This window comes from Bifidobacterium sp. LH_413, assembly GCF_056357015.1.
The window spans coordinates 378,082-396,663 of the sequence record NZ_JBKEVK010000001.1 but is presented as its reverse complement, the minus strand read 5'-3'; the positions used below and the strand labels follow the sequence as shown (position 1 = coordinate 396,663).

The 18,582-nt window shown below is 64.4% G+C and carries 11 protein-coding genes; 6 read left to right on the top strand and 5 right to left on the bottom strand.

Features of this window, described 5'->3' with window-relative positions; genetic code table 11:
- Nucleotides 1-17: 17 nt before the first annotated feature.
- The 3 genes from AC1AYN_RS01440 to AC1AYN_RS01430 form a co-directional block, all read right to left on the bottom strand.
- Nucleotides 18-974 (bottom strand): nucleoside hydrolase, encoded by a 957-nt coding sequence (locus AC1AYN_RS01440; protein WP_476531625.1) that lies wholly within the window; start codon nt 972-974, stop codon nt 18-20.
- A gap of 211 nt (nt 975-1,185) precedes the next feature.
- Nucleotides 1,186-2,274: a substrate-binding domain-containing protein gene (locus tag AC1AYN_RS01435; RefSeq protein WP_476531623.1), complete on the bottom strand. Its 1,089-nt coding sequence runs from the start codon at nt 2,272-2,274 to the stop codon at nt 1,186-1,188.
- Between the two features lie 131 nt (nt 2,275-2,405).
- Nucleotides 2,406-2,771 carry a phage holin family protein gene (locus AC1AYN_RS01430; protein ID WP_476531621.1) on the bottom strand — a complete coding sequence of 122 codons (366 nt, stop codon included), beginning with the start codon at nt 2,769-2,771 and terminating at the stop codon, nt 2,406-2,408.
- A gap of 486 nt (nt 2,772-3,257) precedes the next feature.
- Here AC1AYN_RS01430 and AC1AYN_RS01425 point away from each other — a divergent pair, with 486 nt between their 5' ends.
- The 6 genes from AC1AYN_RS01425 (at nt 3,258) to AC1AYN_RS01400 (ending at nt 10,377) form a co-directional block, all read left to right on the top strand.
- Nucleotides 3,258-3,572 carry a type II toxin-antitoxin system Phd/YefM family antitoxin gene (locus AC1AYN_RS01425; RefSeq protein WP_476531619.1) on the top strand — a complete coding sequence of 105 codons (315 nt, stop codon included), beginning with the start codon at nt 3,258-3,260 and terminating at the stop codon, nt 3,570-3,572.
- Nucleotides 3,573-3,574: 2 nt separating this feature from the next.
- Nucleotides 3,575-3,829: a Txe/YoeB family addiction module toxin gene (locus AC1AYN_RS01420; protein ID WP_476532305.1), complete on the top strand. Its 255-nt coding sequence runs from the start codon at nt 3,575-3,577 to the stop codon at nt 3,827-3,829.
- Between the two features lie 132 nt (nt 3,830-3,961).
- Nucleotides 3,962-5,533, top strand: a complete 1,572-nt coding sequence (locus tag AC1AYN_RS01415; RefSeq protein ID WP_476531618.1) for a pentapeptide repeat-containing protein — start codon at nt 3,962-3,964, stop codon at nt 5,531-5,533.
- Nucleotides 5,534-5,569: 36 nt separating this feature from the next.
- On the top strand, nt 5,570-6,616 hold the full coding sequence (locus AC1AYN_RS01410) for a LacI family DNA-binding transcriptional regulator (protein ID WP_476531616.1): 1,047 nt from the start codon (nt 5,570-5,572) through the stop codon (nt 6,614-6,616).
- A 646-nt stretch (nt 6,617-7,262) separates the two neighbouring features.
- A complete protein-coding gene (locus tag AC1AYN_RS01405; RefSeq protein WP_476502605.1) occupies nt 7,263-8,576 on the top strand; it encodes an oligosaccharide MFS transporter in 1,314 nt (437 codons plus the stop codon).
- Nucleotides 8,577-8,754: 178 nt separating this feature from the next.
- Nucleotides 8,755-10,377 carry a glycoside hydrolase family 32 protein gene (locus AC1AYN_RS01400; RefSeq protein WP_476531614.1) on the top strand — a complete coding sequence of 541 codons (1,623 nt, stop codon included), beginning with the start codon at nt 8,755-8,757 and terminating at the stop codon, nt 10,375-10,377.
- A gap of 95 nt (nt 10,378-10,472) precedes the next feature.
- On the opposite strand, the gene AC1AYN_RS01395 is transcribed toward AC1AYN_RS01400, so the two are convergent.
- Complete coding sequence (locus AC1AYN_RS01395; RefSeq protein WP_476531612.1) at nt 10,473-14,219, bottom strand: glycoside hydrolase family protein; 3,747 nt, start codon at nt 14,217-14,219, stop codon at nt 10,473-10,475.
- Between the two features lie 118 nt (nt 14,220-14,337).
- The gene (locus AC1AYN_RS01390; protein WP_476531610.1) at nt 14,338-18,432 is read right to left on the bottom strand and encodes a bacterial Ig-like domain-containing protein; all 4,095 of its coding nucleotides are present in this window, start codon (nt 18,430-18,432) and stop codon (nt 14,338-14,340) included.
- Between the last annotated feature and the right edge of the window lie 150 nt (nt 18,433-18,582).

Genomic DNA, 18,582 nt, shown 5'->3' with positions numbered 1-18,582 from the left:
CCGCGGGAACCGGCGTCTCAGCCGGCGTGCTTCGCCAGCGCGGTGATGCGGGTCATGAATTCGTCGAGGAAGCGCGGCACGTCGACGCCGACGGCCACCTTCGTGGTGAGGGCGGGCTCGTTCAGGCGCTTCTCGTCGCCGATGGTGCGTCCGCGGGTGGGGCCTTCGAGGTCGACCTTCATGTTGATGTCGAGCGTGTCGACGAGCGTCGGGTCGACGGCCACGGCGACGGCGAGCGGATCGTGCAGGCCGCAGCCGCCCAGGTGCGGCGAGGTGGTCTCGTAGGCCTTGATGTAGAAGTCGGTCATGTCGGCGAGGAAGTCGCCGGCCTTGGTGTTCAGGTCGCGCCACCGCTGCGTCTCCTTGTAGGTGAGCAGGGTGCGCAGGGTCACGTCGAGGCCGATCATGGTGACGGGGGCGTCGGAGTGGAACAGCGCGTTCGCGGCCTCCGGGTCCTGCGAGATGTTCGCCTCCATGCAGGCGTTGCAGTTGCCGGGCACGGTCAGGGCGCCGCCCATGAGCACGATGCGGCCGATCTCGTCCTTGATCTCGGGGGCCTTGGCGAGCGCGGCGGCGATGTTGGTCATCGGGCCGGTGGGCACGTAGACGAGGTCCTTGCCGTAGGTCTTGACGGCGTCGATGATGAAGTCGACGGCCGGTTCGGCTTCGGGCGCGCGGCCGGAGTCGGGGATGTCGACGTCGCCGATGCCGTTGGCACCGTGGATGAACGCGGAGATCTCGCCGACGGTGAAGGAGTCGGTGGTGCTGGAGTGCGGCAGGCCCTTGTAGACCCTGACCTCCGGGTGGCCGAGCAGGTCGGTGACGGCGAGCGCGTTGCGCACGCCCTGATCGAGCAGCACGTTGCCGTAGGTGCCGGTGATGCCGATGAGTTCGACCTCCGGGCTGCCGAGCGCGTAGGAGATGGCGAGCGCGTCGTCCACGCCGGTGTCGAGATCGAGGATGAGCTTCTTCATGGTTTCCTGCCTTCCGCGGCTGTCGCCGTGTTCTTCATCGATGGCGCTGATTGCTGTTCGGTGTCATCACTGACGGTCGATGACTTGTCGTCTCGTCCGGTCCGCGGGAACCGTGATTTAACGTTTTATCATCGGTGATGATTCAAAGATAAAACGTTAAATCACCATTGTCAACGTGACGACACGCCGCCCGTCGTCAACAGACATATCGTCACATGGCCGGCCCGACGGACCCGCGCGGGATGAACGTCGTGGGCACGTAATGCGCGACGCCGTCGACGGACGTGATGCCGGCCGTCCCGGCCGTCGCATCGGATTCTCCGACGTCCGTGCCGTCCGCGGCGTCCGCGCCGGTTCCGGCGGCACCGGCGTCGCCGATCGCCGACAGCAGGATCCGCACGCCGCGGCGCCCCATCTCCTCGGCCTGTTGGGAGATGACGGACACGGGCGGCGTCATCAGGCGGAAGGTGGCGATGTCGTCGAACGACACCACCGACATGTCCCGCCCAATCTCCATGCCTTCGGCGCGGCACATCCCGATGAGGACGATCGCGTCGGGCGAATAGCCGCACACGATCGCCGTCACCCCCGCCTCGCGCAGCCGGGCGAGCGCCGCGACGCTCGACTCGTAGGTGGCGTCGCAGTCGACGACCACGCACGCCCCGATGCCCGGCAGTTCGCCGGCGACCAGACGGAACGCCTTCCCGCGCTCGTCGACGCCCGCGGACCCAAGCGACGAATGCGCCACATAGCCGATGCGCCGGTGCCCCAGCCCCACGAGCTCGCGCAACGCCTCGCGCATGCCCGGGTAGGGGTCGGAGACCACGAACGGCACCTCGCCGACCCCTTCGACGCGGCGGTCGACGAACACCACGGGCAACCCGCGCGCGACGAGGGAACGGATCCCCGGCGAGCAGGCGCCCTGCGGCACGACCAGCGCGCCGTCGATGCGCTGCCCGAGCAGCGTGTCGATGAAGGCGTCCTGCCGGTCGACCCGTTCGGCGGACGTGCCGATGAGCGTGGTGTAGCCACGCCGGTACAGCTCGTCCTCCATGGACGAGACCAAATCGGCGAAATAGGGGTTGCGCAGGTCGGGCACGAGCAGTCCGACCGTCTTCGACGAGGAGGAGCGCATCGCGCTGGCGCGGCGGTCGGGCACATAGCCGAGCTCATCCACGGTGCGTTTCACCAGATCACGGGTCTCGGCGGAGAACCGGCCCTTGCCGCGCAGGATCTGCGAGACGGCGGCCGCGGAGACGCCCGCCTTCGCCGCCACGTCGCGTATCGTCACGTATGCCATGGCCCTCCGTTCGCCGTTTCGCCCGCATCCGTCCGACGCGTCGTCGCGGCATCGGCGGATCCACTGTGATACAACGATAAAGCATAAAACATGCGCAGGCGGGACGCGGTCGAACACGCGCCCGCTTCGCGTCATTCCCCGATGACGGAGCCGACCAGGCCGGAGACGACGGCCATGATGATCGAGCCGATCGTCGCCCACCAGAAGCCGTGTACATAGACGCCGACGCCGAACAGGCCCAGTGCGAGCCACGAGGCGAGGCGCATGAACAGCCAGTTGATGACCAAGTACAGGATGCCGAACGAGAGGATCGTGAACGGCAGGGCGATCGCCTGCACCACTGGCTTGACGGACGCATTGATCAGCGCCAGGAACAGGGAGAACGCGGCCACGCCGAGGATCGGCGGCTCCCCCACCGTCGTCATGCCGGGCAGCAGCAGCACCATCACCGCCGCCGCGATCGTCAGCACCAGCCATTCGATCAGAAAGCTTCTCATAGCGCCCATCGTAACGTCGTGTTTGTCGGCCGCGGCGCGGAGGCGGCGGCACATCAACGGCATCTTCACCCACGGCGAGGCGAACATGCACGGTCTGATGATATACCTGCATGGTTTGGAGGCGGACATGCATGGTTCCCGGCCGAACGCGCATGATTCGGAAAAGAGCCTGTAGGTTTTCAACGTGAACCTGCATGGTGGGGTGCCGAAGACAAGGCTCACGGCGGAATATATCAGGGATGAAAAGCCCGGAATTCCGGGGCACTTCGATTCGGCGGGCAACGGAATCCGCCGGTTCTTCAGGCCCCCACCGCACACATTCGTCTCCACCGACTACACGTTCGCATCCAAGCCATACACGTTCGACCCGAAACCATACACGTTCGTCTCCGAACCGCACACCACCCAGAGCAAAAGCTCAATAGGCACGTTTCCCTTCCATAAGGTCTTGTACAATATCTTGTACAAGACCTTATGGAGGCAGACATGGTGCAGGCAGTCACATACAGCACATTCCGTAATAATCTCAAGTCGTACATGCGCAAGGTCAACGAGGACGCCGACATGTTGCTCGTCACCAACACCAATCCGGAAGACAACGTGGTCGTCATGAGCGCCGCCGACTACGATTCGCTGATGGAGACGCTGCGCGTCTACCAGAACCCCTATCTGCACGACAAAATCATGCGCGGGTTGGAACAGGTGAGGCAAGGGCAGACGACGGCGCACGAGCTCGTCGACCCGGATGACAAACACGACGCCGACGCCCCTGACACCACAGACGCGGAAGCCGGCGAATGACCATGCTGCTGTGCTGGACCGAAGACGCGTGGAACGACTATCTGTATTGGCAGACGCAGGACAAACGCACGCTCAAACGCATCAACACGCTGATTCGCGACACCCTGCGTTCGCCGTTCGAAGGCATCGGCAAACCGGAGCCGTTGAAATGGGGATTGGCCGGCGCATGGTCGCGCCGCATCGACTCGGCGAACCGCATCGTCTACGCCGTCGAAGACGACAAGCTCTGCATCCTCTCCGTGCGTGACCACTACTGACCGACGCCGCGGCGAGCGCGGGCCAGCCAGCCGTATCCATCCGCGTGCGCCTATCATGGAACCAATGGCCAGAAAGCGGCCAGCACAATGAATGGCATGACGAAGTCGGCACACGGCCGGAAGGATGACGGCATGGCAGCAACATCGAAGGATACGAAGGCAATGGTCAGAGGCAAACGGCATATCATCAGCATGATTACCGGAATCTTTGTCGGAATCGTATCGTTGCTAGCGGCACTTGGTGTACTATTCATCCTTTACGAAACCCATTACGGCCCTAACACTAAGGTGATTTCATCCACCATATTATCATCCCTAAAGCAATATCAACCACCTCTAGCAATATCTGTAGCCCTACTCTCCGGCGTCGGATTTGGAACACTGAAATATACATGGTGGCAGCACAAAACGAGAGCACAGACACAACACAGGCGCATATATAACTGGTTTCAAACTTGGTCTTTGTTCACAAGCATCGCGGTTTGGGTAAGTCTGGCGGTAATGTTATTGACATTATTGTTATGGTTATGGAACGGCCAATTCCTCTTCGCACATATACCATCAACCAACAACTCTGGAAATAATAACGTCAATACGCAAAATCCGTATGATGTGCTTAAGATTGCACTGACAACGGTAGGTGGTATCGGCGGTGTTGCCTTTCTTGTCATGAAGTATCAAGATGGCCAACGCGACAGAAACGAAGAACGACGCAAAGAACGCGAGGAACAGCGCAAGGATCGTGATGAAATTCACGCCCGCATGCAAGCCGCCATCGAACAGTTGGGCAATGAGAAATCGTCGGTGCGCATCGCCGGAGTGTATGCGCTGACTGAAATCGCTGACCGCGAGCGCGGCGATTACCGCCAGCGCGTCGTCGACATTCTTTGCGGTTACCTCCGTTCCACCGACCGCGGCACACCAACCACCGCCGACAGTAACACAGATTCTGTAGTGGAATCCAAAGAAACCGATACCGCCTCCGACAACGACGAAACGGCGACTGCACCGGATATTCCGAAGCCGACCTTCGATGACCGTCCCGTCGAATCCACGATCTTCTCCGTCATACGCACCCATCTCCTCAAGGAACGTCGCAATGAAGATGGCACAGTCATCGTCAAGCAACAACTCCCCGACGACCAGCTCTGGTGCGACTGCGACTTCGACTTCCACGGATCAACCTTTACAGAAGAAATAAATCTCGATGGTGTTACTTTCGATGCAAATACAAGTTTCATAGGGTCCATCTTCAATGCCAACGTACAGATTATTGGAGCTACCTTCAGAAATAACGTTTGGTTCGTTGGCGCAAACTTCGCCCGAAGTGCTTGTTTCGACATAAACTGCAATCAAGATGCATGGTTTGAGGATGCAGTTTTCGCTAGAAACGCAGATTTCGCATTTTCTACTTTTTCCCAATATGCATTCTTCAACGGTTCGATTTTTATCGGCAACACGTGGTTCCCCGACTTCACAACGGAAACATCGTTCTTCCGAACAACCTTTATGGCGGAGGCAACCTTCCGGTCATTTAGCCCAATAAACACCCCCTCGTTTAAAATGAGCCGATTTAACCATAATGTCAATTATCAATTCCCGGATTCAATACCACTCGGCGAGAACGGTTTGCCCGAGGGCGCACGGTGGATTGATGAGGAGGATGACGGCAAGACCGACGAAGCCAACAAAGCCGACGAATAGCCCCCGCCCCGCGCCAATGGGTGTATCGTTTGACGTATGGTGACGATGAAGGAGATCGCGAAGCGTACGGGGGTATCCATCTCGACGGTGTCGTTGGTGATGAACCACCGCGACGCAGGGCGCGTCAAACCGGCGATCGCGGCGCACGTGCGCGAGGTCGCCGACGAGCTCGGCTATCAGGTCAATCCGATGGCGAGCTCCCTGCGCACGAACCGCACGCGCACGATCGGCTTCATCAGCGAGGAGGTCGCCACCACCCCGTACGCCGGCGGCATGATCCTCGGCGCGCAGTCGGCGGCCAGCCAGCTCGGCTATCTGCTCATCACCGTCAGCACGGACGGCGGCATGGACGAGGGCGAGGAGATCGACGCCCTCCAACGCTACGGTGCGGACGGCTTCCTCTACGCGAAGATGTCGAACCGCGTGACCGGCCTGCCGGACCGCCTCAAGCACAGTCCGGTCGTGCTCGTCGACGCGACTGATACGGCCGGCATGATTCCCAGCGTCGAACCGGACGAATACCGGATCGGCTACGACGCGACCAAACGGCTCATCGACGCGGGATGCGAACGCATCGCCTACGTCGGATGCTCCGAGCCGATGATCGCGCAGGAGGGGCGTCTCGCCGGCTACCGCGCCGCGTTGGAGGAGGCGGGGCGCAAGATCGACGACCGTCTCATCATCAGCGTGCTCAACAACGGCCCCGCGTTGGAGGCCGTCTCCGACCTGTTCGACTGGGAGCGGCCGGACGGGTTCTTCTGCTTCAACGACGCGCGCGCCTGGTACGTGTACGAGTGCGCGGCCCGACGCGGTCTCACCGTCGGACGCGACGTGTCGGTCGTCGGCGTCGACAACCACCGCGTGTTCGCGGAGACGTTCTCGCCGCAGCTCACGACGGTCGCGCTGCCGCATTTTGAAATGGGATACTGGGCGGCCGCGAAGGTGATCTCGATGATCGAGCAGCGCGCTCTCGACGATCTCGAATGGCCGGAGACGACGGCACCGATGCCGCCGCTCGACGCGGAGATCCCGGCGAAGATCCACTGCACGCTGATCGAGAAGGAGTCGGTAAGGAAGGGGTGAGACCTTCTCTCAGCCCCCTCAGTCGGCCGTAGGCCGACAGCTCCCCCTGAAGGGGGCGCAAGGAAATCGTCATGCGCTTATGGCGCATGTCCGTTTTCTTGCCTCCCTCTGACGAGGGAGGTGGCCGCCGAAGGCGGACGGAGGGAGAGACATGCGGCGTCAGCCGCGAAAAACGGCATCGGCCGTAGGCCGATTCGATTTCCCCGCGACCTGCGGCCGCTCTTCTTCTCTCCCCCAGTCAGCCTGCGGCTGACGGCCCGACCGCAATCACGGACAGCCTACGGCTGACCTTGCATCAGCTCGCCTGTCGGCTCACACATCGCCTACAAACACCTCCGGTGTTTGCCTTACGGCGATGTCCCGTCAGAGGGGGCCGCATGGCAATTCGAACCGGTTTGGCAAGGTGTTGTATCAAACGTTTGACGCGTTGGAAATAGTGAGACACGCCGGGGTTCCGTTTAACGTTTGACGTAAATCGTTTGACGGTTTATAGTGAATACCACAACGAACACGATTCCCCACCGCGGCGCGGCAGCCGCGGGAGGAACCCCGCCGAGACCACGAAGGCCCCGGCCCACAACCACAAAGCCATATGGAAGGAAGCGCCCGCGTCGCAGCGGACGCGAGAGACAAGGGAATACAACAAATGGCAAACACGGCAAAGAAGTCTCCGTGGAGGAACCCCTCCTACCTGCAGAGCTCCTTCGGCATCTTCATGTTCTTCTGCTCCTGGGGCATCTGGTGGTCCTTCTTCTCCAGGTACCTCATCGACGGCGTCGGCATGACCGCTGCCGAGCAGGGCCAGATCTACTCGATCAACTCGCTGGCCACGCTGATCATCATGTTCGTCTACGGCGTCATCCAGGACCAGCTCGGCATCAAGCGCAAGCTCGTCATCTTCGTGTCCTTCATCGCCATGCTCGTCGGACCGTTCGTCCAATTCGTCTACGCCCCGATGCTCAACGCCGGCGGCACCACCCGCTTCATCGGCGCCCTCATCGGCTCCGTCGTGCTCTCCGCGGGCTTCATGTCCGGCTGCTCCCTGTTCGAGGCCATCACCGAGCGCTACTCCCGCCACTTCGGCTTCGAGTACGGCCAGTCCCGCGCTTGGGGCTCCTTCGGCTACGCCATCGTCGCCCTGTGCGCCGGCTTCCTGTTCAACATCAACCCGCTGATCAACTTCTGGGTCGGCTCCGCCTTCGGCCTCGGCATGCTGCTCGTCTACGCCTTCTGGATCCCGGCCGAGCAGAAGGACGAGCTCAAGAAGGAGGCCGATCCGAACGCGGCCCCGACCAACCCCTCCTTCAAGGAGATGGTCTCTGTCCTCAAGATGCCGACCCTGTGGGTGCTCATCGTCTTCATGCTGCTCACCAACACCTTCTACACCGTGTTCGACCAGCAGATGTTCCCGACCTACTACGCCTCCCTGTTCCCGACCATGGAGATCGGCAACGCCACCTACGGCACGCTCAACGGCTTCCAGGTCTTCCTCGAGTCCGCGATGATGGGCGTCGTCCCGATCATCATGAAGAAGATCGGCGTGCGCAACGCCCTGCTGCTCGGAGCCACCGTCATGTTCCTGCGCATCGGCCTGTGCGGCGTGTTCCACGATCCGATCTCCGTCTCCATCGTCAAGCTGTTCCACTCCATCGAGGTCCCGCTGTTCTGCCTGCCGGCGTTCCGCTACTTCACCCTGCACTTCGACACGAAGCTGTCCGCCACGCTGTACATGGTCGGCTTCCAGATCGCCTCGCAGGTCGGCCAGGTCATCTTCTCCACGCCGCTCGGCATGCTGCATGACCAGATGGGCGACCGTCCGACCTTCTTCACCATCTCGGCGATCGTGCTCGCGGCCCTGATCTACGGCATCTTCGTCATCAAGAAGGACGACCAGGACGTCGGCGGCGACCCGTTCTACACCGACAAGCAGCTGCGTCAGATGGAAGCCGCCAAGGCCTGATCCGACGCCTCTCCCCCGACCAACCCTCCAACCAACACCTGTGGCGGTCGCAACGGCTTTCCCCTTTTTCCCCGTTGCGACCGCCGCACCTTACACTTGAAACCGCCCCACCCCAACCGGCCCCCATCAAACCCACCCAATCCACCCAACCCACCCACACATCACACAAGGAAGTGCCATGACCGATTTCACCCCCGCCAACCCGGTCCTCACCCCCATCCGCGACCACGCCGAGGAGCTCGCCAAGGCCGAGGCCGGCGTCGCCGCCCTCGCCGCCAAGCGCAACGACCGCTGGTACCCGAAGTTCCACATCGCCTCCAACGGCGGCTGGATCAACGACCCGAACGGACTGTGCTACTACAAGGGCCGCTGGCACGTCTTCTACCAGCTGCACCCGTACGGAACCCAGTGGGGCCCGATGCACTGGGGCCACGTCTCCTCCGCCGACATGCTCACCTGGAAGCGAGAGCCGATCATGTTCGCCCCCTCGCTCGAGCAGGAGAAGGACGGCGTGTTCTCCGGTTCCGCCGTCATCGGCGACGACGGCGCACTGCGCTTCTACTACACCGGCCACCGCTGGGCCAACGGCCACGACAACACCGGCGGCGACTGGCAGGTCCAGATGCTCGCCACCCCGGACAACGACGAGCTCACCTCCGCCACCAAGCAGGGCATGATCATCGACTGCCCGACCGACCAAGTCGACCACCACTACCGCGATCCGAAGGTGTGGAAGACCGGCGACACGTGGTACATGACCTTCGGTGTCTCCTCCAAGGAGAAGCGCGGCCAGATGTGGCTGTTCTCCTCCGACGACATGGTGCGCTGGACCTACGAGCGTGTGCTCTTCCAGCACCCGGACCCGGACGTGTTCATGCTCGAATGCCCCGACTTCTTCCCCATCAAGGACAAGGACGGCAACGAGAAGTGGGTCATCGGCTTCTCCGCCATGGGCTCGAAGCCGAAGGGCTTCATGAACCGCAACGTCAACAACGCCGGCTACATGATCGGCACCTGGGAGCCGGGCGGCGAGTTCAAGCCGGAGACCGAGTTCCGCCTGTGGGATTGCGGCCACAACTACTACGCGCCGCAGTCGTTCCACGTGGACGGCCCGGAGCACGACGGCGACGGCCGCCAGATCGTCTACGGCTGGCTGAGCCCGTTCGTCGACCCGGTCCCGATGCAGGAGGACGGCTGGTGCGGCCACCTCACCCTGCCGCGCGAGATCACGCTCGGCGATGACGGCGACGTCGTCACCGCCCCGGTCAAGGAGATGGAGGGCCTGCGCGCCGACACCTTCGACCACGGCGAGATCACGCTCGACATCGACGGCGAGAAGACGATCTGCGACGACGCCGAAGCGGTCGAGATCGAGATGACCATCGACCTCGCGCACTCCACCGCCGAGCGCGCCGGCCTCAAGGTCCACGCCACCGAGGACGGCGGCTACACGTACGTCGCCTACGACGACCAGATCGGCCGCGTGGTCGTGGACCGTCAGGCCATGAAGCACGGTGACCGCGGCTACCGCGCCGCCCCGCTCACCGAGGCCGAGCTCGCCGCCGGCACGCTGGACCTGCGCGTGTTCGTGGACCGCGGCTCCGTCGAGGTGTACGTCAACGGCGGCCACCAGGTGCTCAGCTCCTACTCCTACGCCTCCGAGGGCCCGCGCGCGATCCGTCTCTCCGCGGAATCCGGCTCGCTCAAGGTCACGTCCCTGAAGGTCCATCACATGAAGTCCATCGGACTGGATGAGGTCACCTTTGGTCTTGGGGTTCTCTCCCCCAGTCAGCTTCGCTGACAGCCCCCTCATCAGAGGGGGCCAGAAATAAACGGAAGGCCGTCGCCCGAATCGTATCGGGCGACGGCCTTCCGTTTATTTGCGATGATGCGCTATCAGTCGCGGCGCTTGATGACGGTCATCGCGGCGGCGGCGAGCGCCAGCAGCGCGGCGATGCCCGCCACGGCGGCCACGGAGGCGCCGGTCGCGGTCAGCCTGCCTGCGTTGCCGCCGTTCGGCTTCGCGGAGGGCTTGCCGGTGCCGGGCTTGTTCCCGTCGGCGGAACCGTTGCCACCGGCATTGCCGGAACCATTGCCGTTGTCACCGGCGTTACCGCCGTTGTTGTCGGAACCACCGTTGTTATCACCGGAACCGTTGTTGTCGCCGCCGTTCCCGCCGTTGTCGCCGGAACCGCCGTCGTTCTTGACGACCTTGGCGGCGGAGACCCAGCTGAGCACCGGGCCGGTGCCGGTCGCGGACGACAGCGTGAACGTGACGACCTTGGCCTCGCCCTCGGGAATCGTCACCTCGCCGGAGGCGATGACGTTCCCGCTGTTGACGGACGCGGAAGCGAGCTCCTGCGCGCCGTCGAGACCGTCATAGGTGTAGGTGACGGTCGTCGGGCGCGTCTGGTTCCACCAGTCGTGCATGCCGAAGGACACGGTGTGCGCGCCGGGGGCGAGCGTGAGCTTGTAGCTCAGCGTGTCCGCCGTGCCGTTCGCGCCCGCGTAGATGCCGGAGGCGTACGGGTCGGCGTCGCCGGCGCTCTGCGCGCCGTAGTTGGCGGACGCGTTGCCCCAGCCCGTGGCCTCGTCGAACGCCTGATCGGCCTTCGCATTGGCCAGTCCGCCTTCGGTGAGCTTCTTCGCCGACTCGTACGTGGCGGAGGAGTCGCCGCCGTTCACGTCGACGAAGTATTCGAGGTTCTTCTCGACGCGCTGCACGGTGGCGGTGGCGGGCAGCGTCGTGCCGTCGACCGCGCCGCGCACCGTGGTCGGCGCGTAGTACTTCGCCTTGGCGGCGGAGTCGGTCAGCCACGTGACGTCACGCGACTCCTCCTTGCCGCCCACGGTGACGACCGTCACCTTCGTGGGCAGCTTCGGCGTCGCGCCGTCGAGGAAGGCGACGGTGCCGTCGACCGGCTTGACGGACTGGATGTCGTCGGCATCGGCCTTGGACACGCTGATCCAGCTGAGCACCGGATCGAGGTCCGTGCCCGCGTTGGACGCGGTGAAGCGGATCGACGCGGCCTTGTCGAGCGTGAACGTGATCGCGTCCGTGGCCTTCTGGCCGTTCTTCAGGTTCACCGACGCGGAGCCGAGCTCGGTGTCGCCGTCGGTGACGGAGAACTTGACGGTGCGGTCGTTCCACTGCGCCCACCAGTCCTTCATGCCGGCCTGCACGGTGTACACGCCGGGCTTGAGATCGGCCTGGTAGACAATCGACTTGCCCTTGTTCGCGTAGAGGCCGGTCTCGTAGGCGTCGTTGGAGTCGGTGCCGTAGACCTGCGCGTCGCCGTCGGTGCCGAGCGTGCTCACGCGACCCCAGCCGGAGGCGGCCGTGTAGGCCTGGTCGCTGTGCTTCTGACGGGAGGCGATGCCCTCGGACGCGGCCTTCAACGCCTTGAAGTAGTCGGACTCGTTGTCCGGGTTCGATCCGGCGTCGATGTACAGGTACGTGTTCTTCGGGTAGATCGTCGCGGTGAACGACACTTCGACGTCGTTGAGCTCGGGCAGTTTGCCGGTGATGGTGACATCGCCGGAAGGCTGGTCCTCGCCGAAGTACGTGTCCCACGTGACGGGCGTGGTGATGGTGCCGTTCTCGCCGCCGCGCTGGATCTCCAGCTTGGTGGGCAGCGACTTGAGCAGTCCGCTGACCGAGGTGGCGGTGGCGGGCAGCTTGGTGACCACGTCGACGGCCTCGTACTTGTTCAACTGGTCGAGCGTCCAGTCGGCGTACGGCAGGACGCGCATCGTGCCGTTGACCATCTGCATCGGCGTCATCACGTAGCGCGACTGGCTGATGTCGTTGCCGGTGTCCGGGTTGAACCAGCGGTCGCCCCAGTAGATGAACAGGCCCTTCTTCTCGTCCACGGGGATGATGGAGCTGGACTGCGTGTAGAACGAGTTGGTGTGGCTCTGCTCGTAGCCGTCGCCGTCCACGAACGGGGTGCCGATCTCATGGTACGGGCCCATGATGTTGTCGCCCTCGCTCTTCGTGTACTCGTTCTCGTTCGGCGCCCAGCCGGTGGTGTGCGAGTAGATGAAGTAGTAGTGGCCCTTCCACTTGACGGGTGCCGGCGACTCCTTCGAGTTGGTGGCGATGATCGCATACGTGTCGCCGTCCTTGACGGAGGTGCCCTGCTTCTGCTCGGCGACGGGCTTGGCGAGCTTGGTGTACGTGGAGTCGAGCAGGGAGATCGTCAGGTCGCGGTTCTCGTTGCTCGCGTAGATCAGGTACGCGTCGTCGACGCCGTCGTTGTTCTCGTCCTTGCCCTGGTCGATGTACAGGTTCATGTCGCGGGCCATGCCGGGGTTCGACGTGTTGTTGCCGGGGCTCATGCGGAACGAGCCGAGGTACTTGTACGGGCCGGCCGGGTTCGACGTGGTGCTCACGGCGACGCCCGCCTTGGCCTTCGAGTAGGTGGCGGTGTCCTCGTTGCCGTACTTGGGGCCGTCGGCGTGGAACCAGATCACCCAGCGCTTGGTGGAGGCGTTGTACGCCATCTTCGGGCGTTCGAACACGCAGCTGGTCTTCGTCGGGTTGGAGCCGTCGCCGTAGAGCGCCTTCAGATCCCACAGCAGCTTGTCGAGGGCCTCCTGCGGGCTGGAGATGTTGTAGTTGGAGGCGTCGTTCGCGAAGGTGCTGAAGTCCTTGCCGTAGATGTTCGTGTAGTCCGGGTCCTTGGCGATGTTCTCGACGTTGTAGTACTTCTGGTACACCTTGTCGCCGCCGGCGAGCTTGTTCTTGAGGTCGGCGTCGCCGAGGTAGGTCTGGAAGCCGAGCCCCTTGTCCGTCCAGTTGAGCAGGTCGTCGGAGTAGTAGATGCGCACGCCGTGGGCGACGAGACGGTCGGTCTTGTCCTCGCCGCACCAGATGTACACGTAGCCGTCGCCGTTGGCGTCGAGCTTCTGGTCCTCCTTGGCGAGCGTCGAGGTCTTCGCCTTGACGATGCCGGCGCCGTGCGCCTGGATCAGGTCGCCCTTATCGTCGAACATGCGGGCGCCGTTGGTGCCGGTGATGCCCGTGTAGTGGTAGATGAAGCGGACGGCCTTGAACGCCGTCTGCAGCGTGTCGACGGCCTTGGTCACGTCGTCGGCGGTGGCGTTCGCGTCGTCGACGACCTTCTGCGCGGCGTCGCGCGCCTCGTTCAGCGCCTTGAGGTCGTCCGGGTTCGCCTTCCACGTGTCGTAGGGGGCGGTTCCGGAGTCGTCCGAACGGTAGCCGGAGGCGAGCGGCTTCAGATCCTTTTCGGTGGTCTTGCCGAGCAGCGTCTTCAGCGCGGTCTTGTCCGTCGTCGGCGCGTCGGCCTGCGCCGTGGGCGCGGCCGCGTCGCCGCCGTCCGTCGCGTCGGTCGCGTCGCTCTTGGCGCTTCCGTCCGTCGCCAGTTTGTCGGCGGTGTCGGCCGACGCGTCGAGCGCCTTCTTCGCCTGTTGCGTGCCGTCCTGCGCGCCGTCGGCGTCCGTCGTGGATTGCGCGGATTCCGCGGACTTCTTCGCATCGTTGCCAATCAGACTCGACAGGTCGCCGGTGGACGGCGTGGATGCGTCCGTGCCCTCCTCGGCGTTGGCGGGAATCGTCATCGACGTGCACAGCAGCGTCGCCGCCGCTATCGCACCGATGAACCGTGTTCCTCGTTGCATGTATTCCTCCTTGAATTTCCTTCTGTTTCCTTCTTTGGTGAAGGCCGCCGCCCCGAACGCAATCGGAGCGGCGGCCTCGATCATCATGCCGCCGGCGGACCGGCGGCCGGGCTACCGGCTACTGCCGGCGCCTGCGCGTGATGACCAGCACGCCGGCCGCCGCGACGAGCAGCGCGACGACGCCGACCACGCCGGCCACCGAGGAGCCGGTCGCGGACAGTCCCTTGTTCGGCTTGGCCGTCGCCTGGCCGTTGCCGCCGGCCGCGCCGTTGCCGGGCGCGGGCTGCTGCTCCGGGCCGGGCGTGACGGACGCGGCCTTCACGGTCACCGTGAACGTGGCGGACACGCCGCGGTAGGAGACGGTGACGGTCTTCTCGCCGGCGCTGGCGGAGTCGAAGCCGGAGACGGTGTACTCGCCGTCGGCGAGCGCCTTGCGCTCCGTCTTGCCGTCGCGCTGGTAGACGGCGGCGACCTTGAGTCCGGCGAGGTCGAGCTTGTCGCCGACCGTGTACTCGGTCTTCGTCGGGGCGGTCACGTCGAGCGAGACGAGCGTGGCCGCGTCGAACGTGACCGTGTAGGTGGTCGTCTTCGAGCCGTCGGCGGAGGTCACGGCGATCTCGGCCTTGCCGCCGAGCGCGCCGGTCTTGACCGCGTCGCCGGTCACCTTGACGGTGGCCGCGTTGTCCTTGGCGTAGGCCTGCAGGACCGGGTTGGCTTCGGCGTCGATCGGCAGCGCGACCGTGTAGTCGGTCGTGGCCGGGTCGAAGCCGCTGATGGTCGCGCCGTCGAGACGCAGGTCGCCGAGCGTCGCGTCGGCGGCGGGGGCCGCGACCTGCTTCGCCTCGTAGATGCGCACTTCGGAGATCTTCGCGTAGTAGTTCGCGTTGTCCGCGTAGGTGAGCTTCAGGCGCACGCCCTTGGTGGCGGGCAGCTTGTCGAGCGAGACGGTGGTCACGTCGCCCTGGTTGATGCGCGGGCCGGTTTCGGCGGTGACGCCGGAATCCTTCCAGGTCGTGCCGTCCGCGTCGAGGACCTGCACGGCGAACGACTTCGGCGTGGCTTCGCCGAACGAGACGAAGTCGAGCGAGTGGAGCGTGCGCGCCTTGTCGAACGTGTAGCTCACCCACGGGTCCTTGTCGTCGGCGGAGGATTCGCTCTTCCAGTTCGACCACGCCTTGCCGTCGGTCGCGCCGTCGCAGGTGTTGCCGATGACGTTCGAGCCTTCGGTGGAGGAGGCCTGCGCGTTGGCGCAGAACGTCTTGGCGAGGTTCTCGCCGTTGACGGTCTCGCCCTTGGTCACGTACACGGTGAGCGTGGCGGGGATGGTCGCGCCGGTGCCGCTGCCGTCGTCGACGGTGCCCTTGACGGTCACGGTGCCGGTCAAGGCGAGCTTGTCATCGGAAAGAGCGGACCAATCCCACGTCACGTCGCGCGCGAACGCCCCGGAGGCGCGCACATGTGCGTCGACGGTGGCGGGCGCGGCGGCCTTGACGTCGTCGGCGGTGGAGCCGGCGGCGACGGTGACGGACGCCGGGTCGGTCGCGGTGAACGCGCCGACGGTCACGGTCGCGGTGACCGGGAACTCGTTGCCGTAGACGTCCTTGGCGACGGCGGTCGCCTCATAGGTGCCTTCCTTGGTGACGTCCACCTTGGAGACGTCCCAGCCGGCGGCGGTGACGTCGGCCTTGCCCTCGCCCCACGTGTAGTAGAGGGTGACGGTCTTCGGCAGCGCGGCGGCCGCGTTCACGGCGGTCTGCACGTTCACGGCCTTGGCGCCGGTCGGGGTGACGTCGCGCAGCGTCCACGTCTGGTTGTTCGCGGGCGTGTTCGCGGTGGAGGAGGTCCACAGGCCGACCTTCGTGCCGGCGGCGGTGCCCGCGCCGTTCACGTCGAGGTTCTGCTTGGCGGCGGCGTTGAGCAGCTGGTAGCCGGACCCGTCGCCGGTGTTGAGGATCCACTTGGCGGCCGGGTCGGTCTTCGCCTGTTCGACGGATTCGTCGGACAGGGCGTTGGTGCCGTCCTTGGAGACGAGCACCTTGCCGTCGGCGTCGGTGATCACGTACGCCTTGAGGTCGGGGCGCTCGGTGCCGGACTGGTCGATCTGGGTGAACGTCCAGGTCTGCTTCTTCGCGTCGGCGGCGGTGGAGGCCACGTCGGCGAGGGAGAGCGCGGAGTCGTCCTTGGCGACCTCGGCGACGGCCTTGCCGGACTGCTTGCCGACGAGCTGGTACGTGCGGCCGGTCGCGGCGGCGACGGCGGAGTCGGAGTGGCCGGTGACGCCCTTCAGCTGGATGGAGGCGATCGAGCGGGCGGGGACCGTCACGGTGGCGGTCTTGGCGGCCTTGTCGATCACGACGGAGCCGGCGTCCTGCTTGACGTTGCTGGTCTTGGCGAACACCTCGGGGGTGGCGGAGTCGACGCCCTTGTCCTTGTCGGATTGGGCGGTCTCGGTCGTCAGGTAGAGGTCGCCGGACGCGTCGTCGGCGATCTGGCCGTACTTGGACAGGTCGATGACGAACGTCTGGGCGTTGGTGCCGGAGTTGCGGTGCACGATCGTCTGGGTCGCGCCGTCGGCGGAGGTGGCGGTCATCGTGTTGTCGGTGTCGTTGTTGGCGATGACCTTGTCGCCGGCGTGGATGAAGCGGGTGATGGCCTTGACGCCGTTGTACTTCGCGTTCGCGATGACGGTGCACGGGGCGAGGCCGTCGGTCGTGCCGCCGTTGTTGTTGACGCGGCGCTCCGAGTACAGCTTGCCGTCCTTGCCGGCCACGGTGCAGTCGAAGTCGATGAGCACGGTGCCCCAGTTGGTGTTCTCGCCGGCCGGGTTGACGTTCGAGCCCATCTGCATGTTGTAGAGGTCCTCGACGACCTGCCAGAACGTGAAGTCCTTGGACTGCAGGCGGGGCACGTTGGAGCTGATGTAGCTCATCATGCCGAGCGCGTTGTCGAAGCCGTACGGGTTGTACGAGCCGGACTGCCAGGAGCCGTCCACCTCGCTCATCGAGAGCTTCTTGCCATCGGCCTGCGCGATGTCGCGGGCGAGCATCTGGCTGCCGGTGGAGTAGGCGTGCACGTTGTACTGGCCGACGAGGTCGCGGACCTCCTGCGGGTAGTCGTTGTAGGACTTGACGAAGTCGGCGGAGTTGGTGGCGTCGGTGGCGGAGATGATCGTGTCCGCGTTGCCCTTGAGCGCTTCGGACAGGGCCTTGATGGTGGCCTGCTGCTCGGCGTTGTTGACGTGCATGCCCTCCTGCGGCTTCTTCAGCGCGTTGGAGTACGGCGTGACGGTCTTGTCCTTGTCGGAGTAGTACTTGCTCCAGTAGTTGTTGATGAGGTTCTCGTTGGGGTCGCCCTTGCCGTCGTAGTCGGAGGCCTTCTGGGACGGGGTGCCCCAGTAGCTGGTCTCGGACTCGTTGAACGGCTCGACGGTGTCGACGTTCACGTTCGCGCCGAGGCTTTCCAGATGCTCGACGTTCTTGGCCATGTACTGGGCGAACTTCTCCGGGTCCTTGAGGTTGTTCGAGCCGGAGTTGTATCCGCCGGTCGCGTAGCCGCTGTTGGTGAGGAACCACGGGGCGGAGTTGGCGAACGCCTCGATGTCGGTGATGTCGGCCTTGCCGTTCGTGCCTTCGGCGCCGCGCTTGATCCACCAGTCCTGGGCGGCGGACTTGCTGAAGTCGTACTGGCTGTCGTCGGTCGGGTCGAACGCGGCGGCGAGCTTGTCCTTGTCGGTCTGCTTGGTGGTGACGCCGCCGTAGACGTTCTTGGAGCCGTCGGCGTCGTCCTTCCACGTGCCGGGCACGGCGGCGCCCTGGCGCATGAACGGGTAGCCGTACGCCACGTCGGAGGCGTTGCCGCCGCCCACGTTGTAGCGGGCCATGTTGAGGTCGAGGCCGTCCGAGCCGAAGATGGACTGGTAGAACTGCTCGCGCAGCTGCTTGCCGTATGCGACGGCCTTCTGCTTGGACGCCTCGTCGCCGAGGTTGGTGGTGATGGACGATTCCTCGCCGAGGCTGCCGGTCGCGTTCGCGAACCATGCGAGCGAGGTCCCCCAGCCGTCGAATTCGTTGGCGTACCACGGGTTCGGCGTCACGGTGACGGCCGTGGCGCCGACGTCGGCGGCGTTCGCCGTGCCGACGGCCGCGAACGCGCCGCCCGTCGTGAGCGTCGCCGCGGCTACCAGCGCCGCGAGCGACCTTCCCAGTGATTTCATTGATTCTCCTTGCCTTGTCGTTCCGCCGTCGCCATCGATGCGGCACCGCGTCTTCGCATGTGGGCCGTTCCACCGGTTCCGGCGTCCGCGTCGGCTCCTTCACCCGACGCCCGGAATGTTTGCGCAAACATCCCGATTGCGTCCCATCAT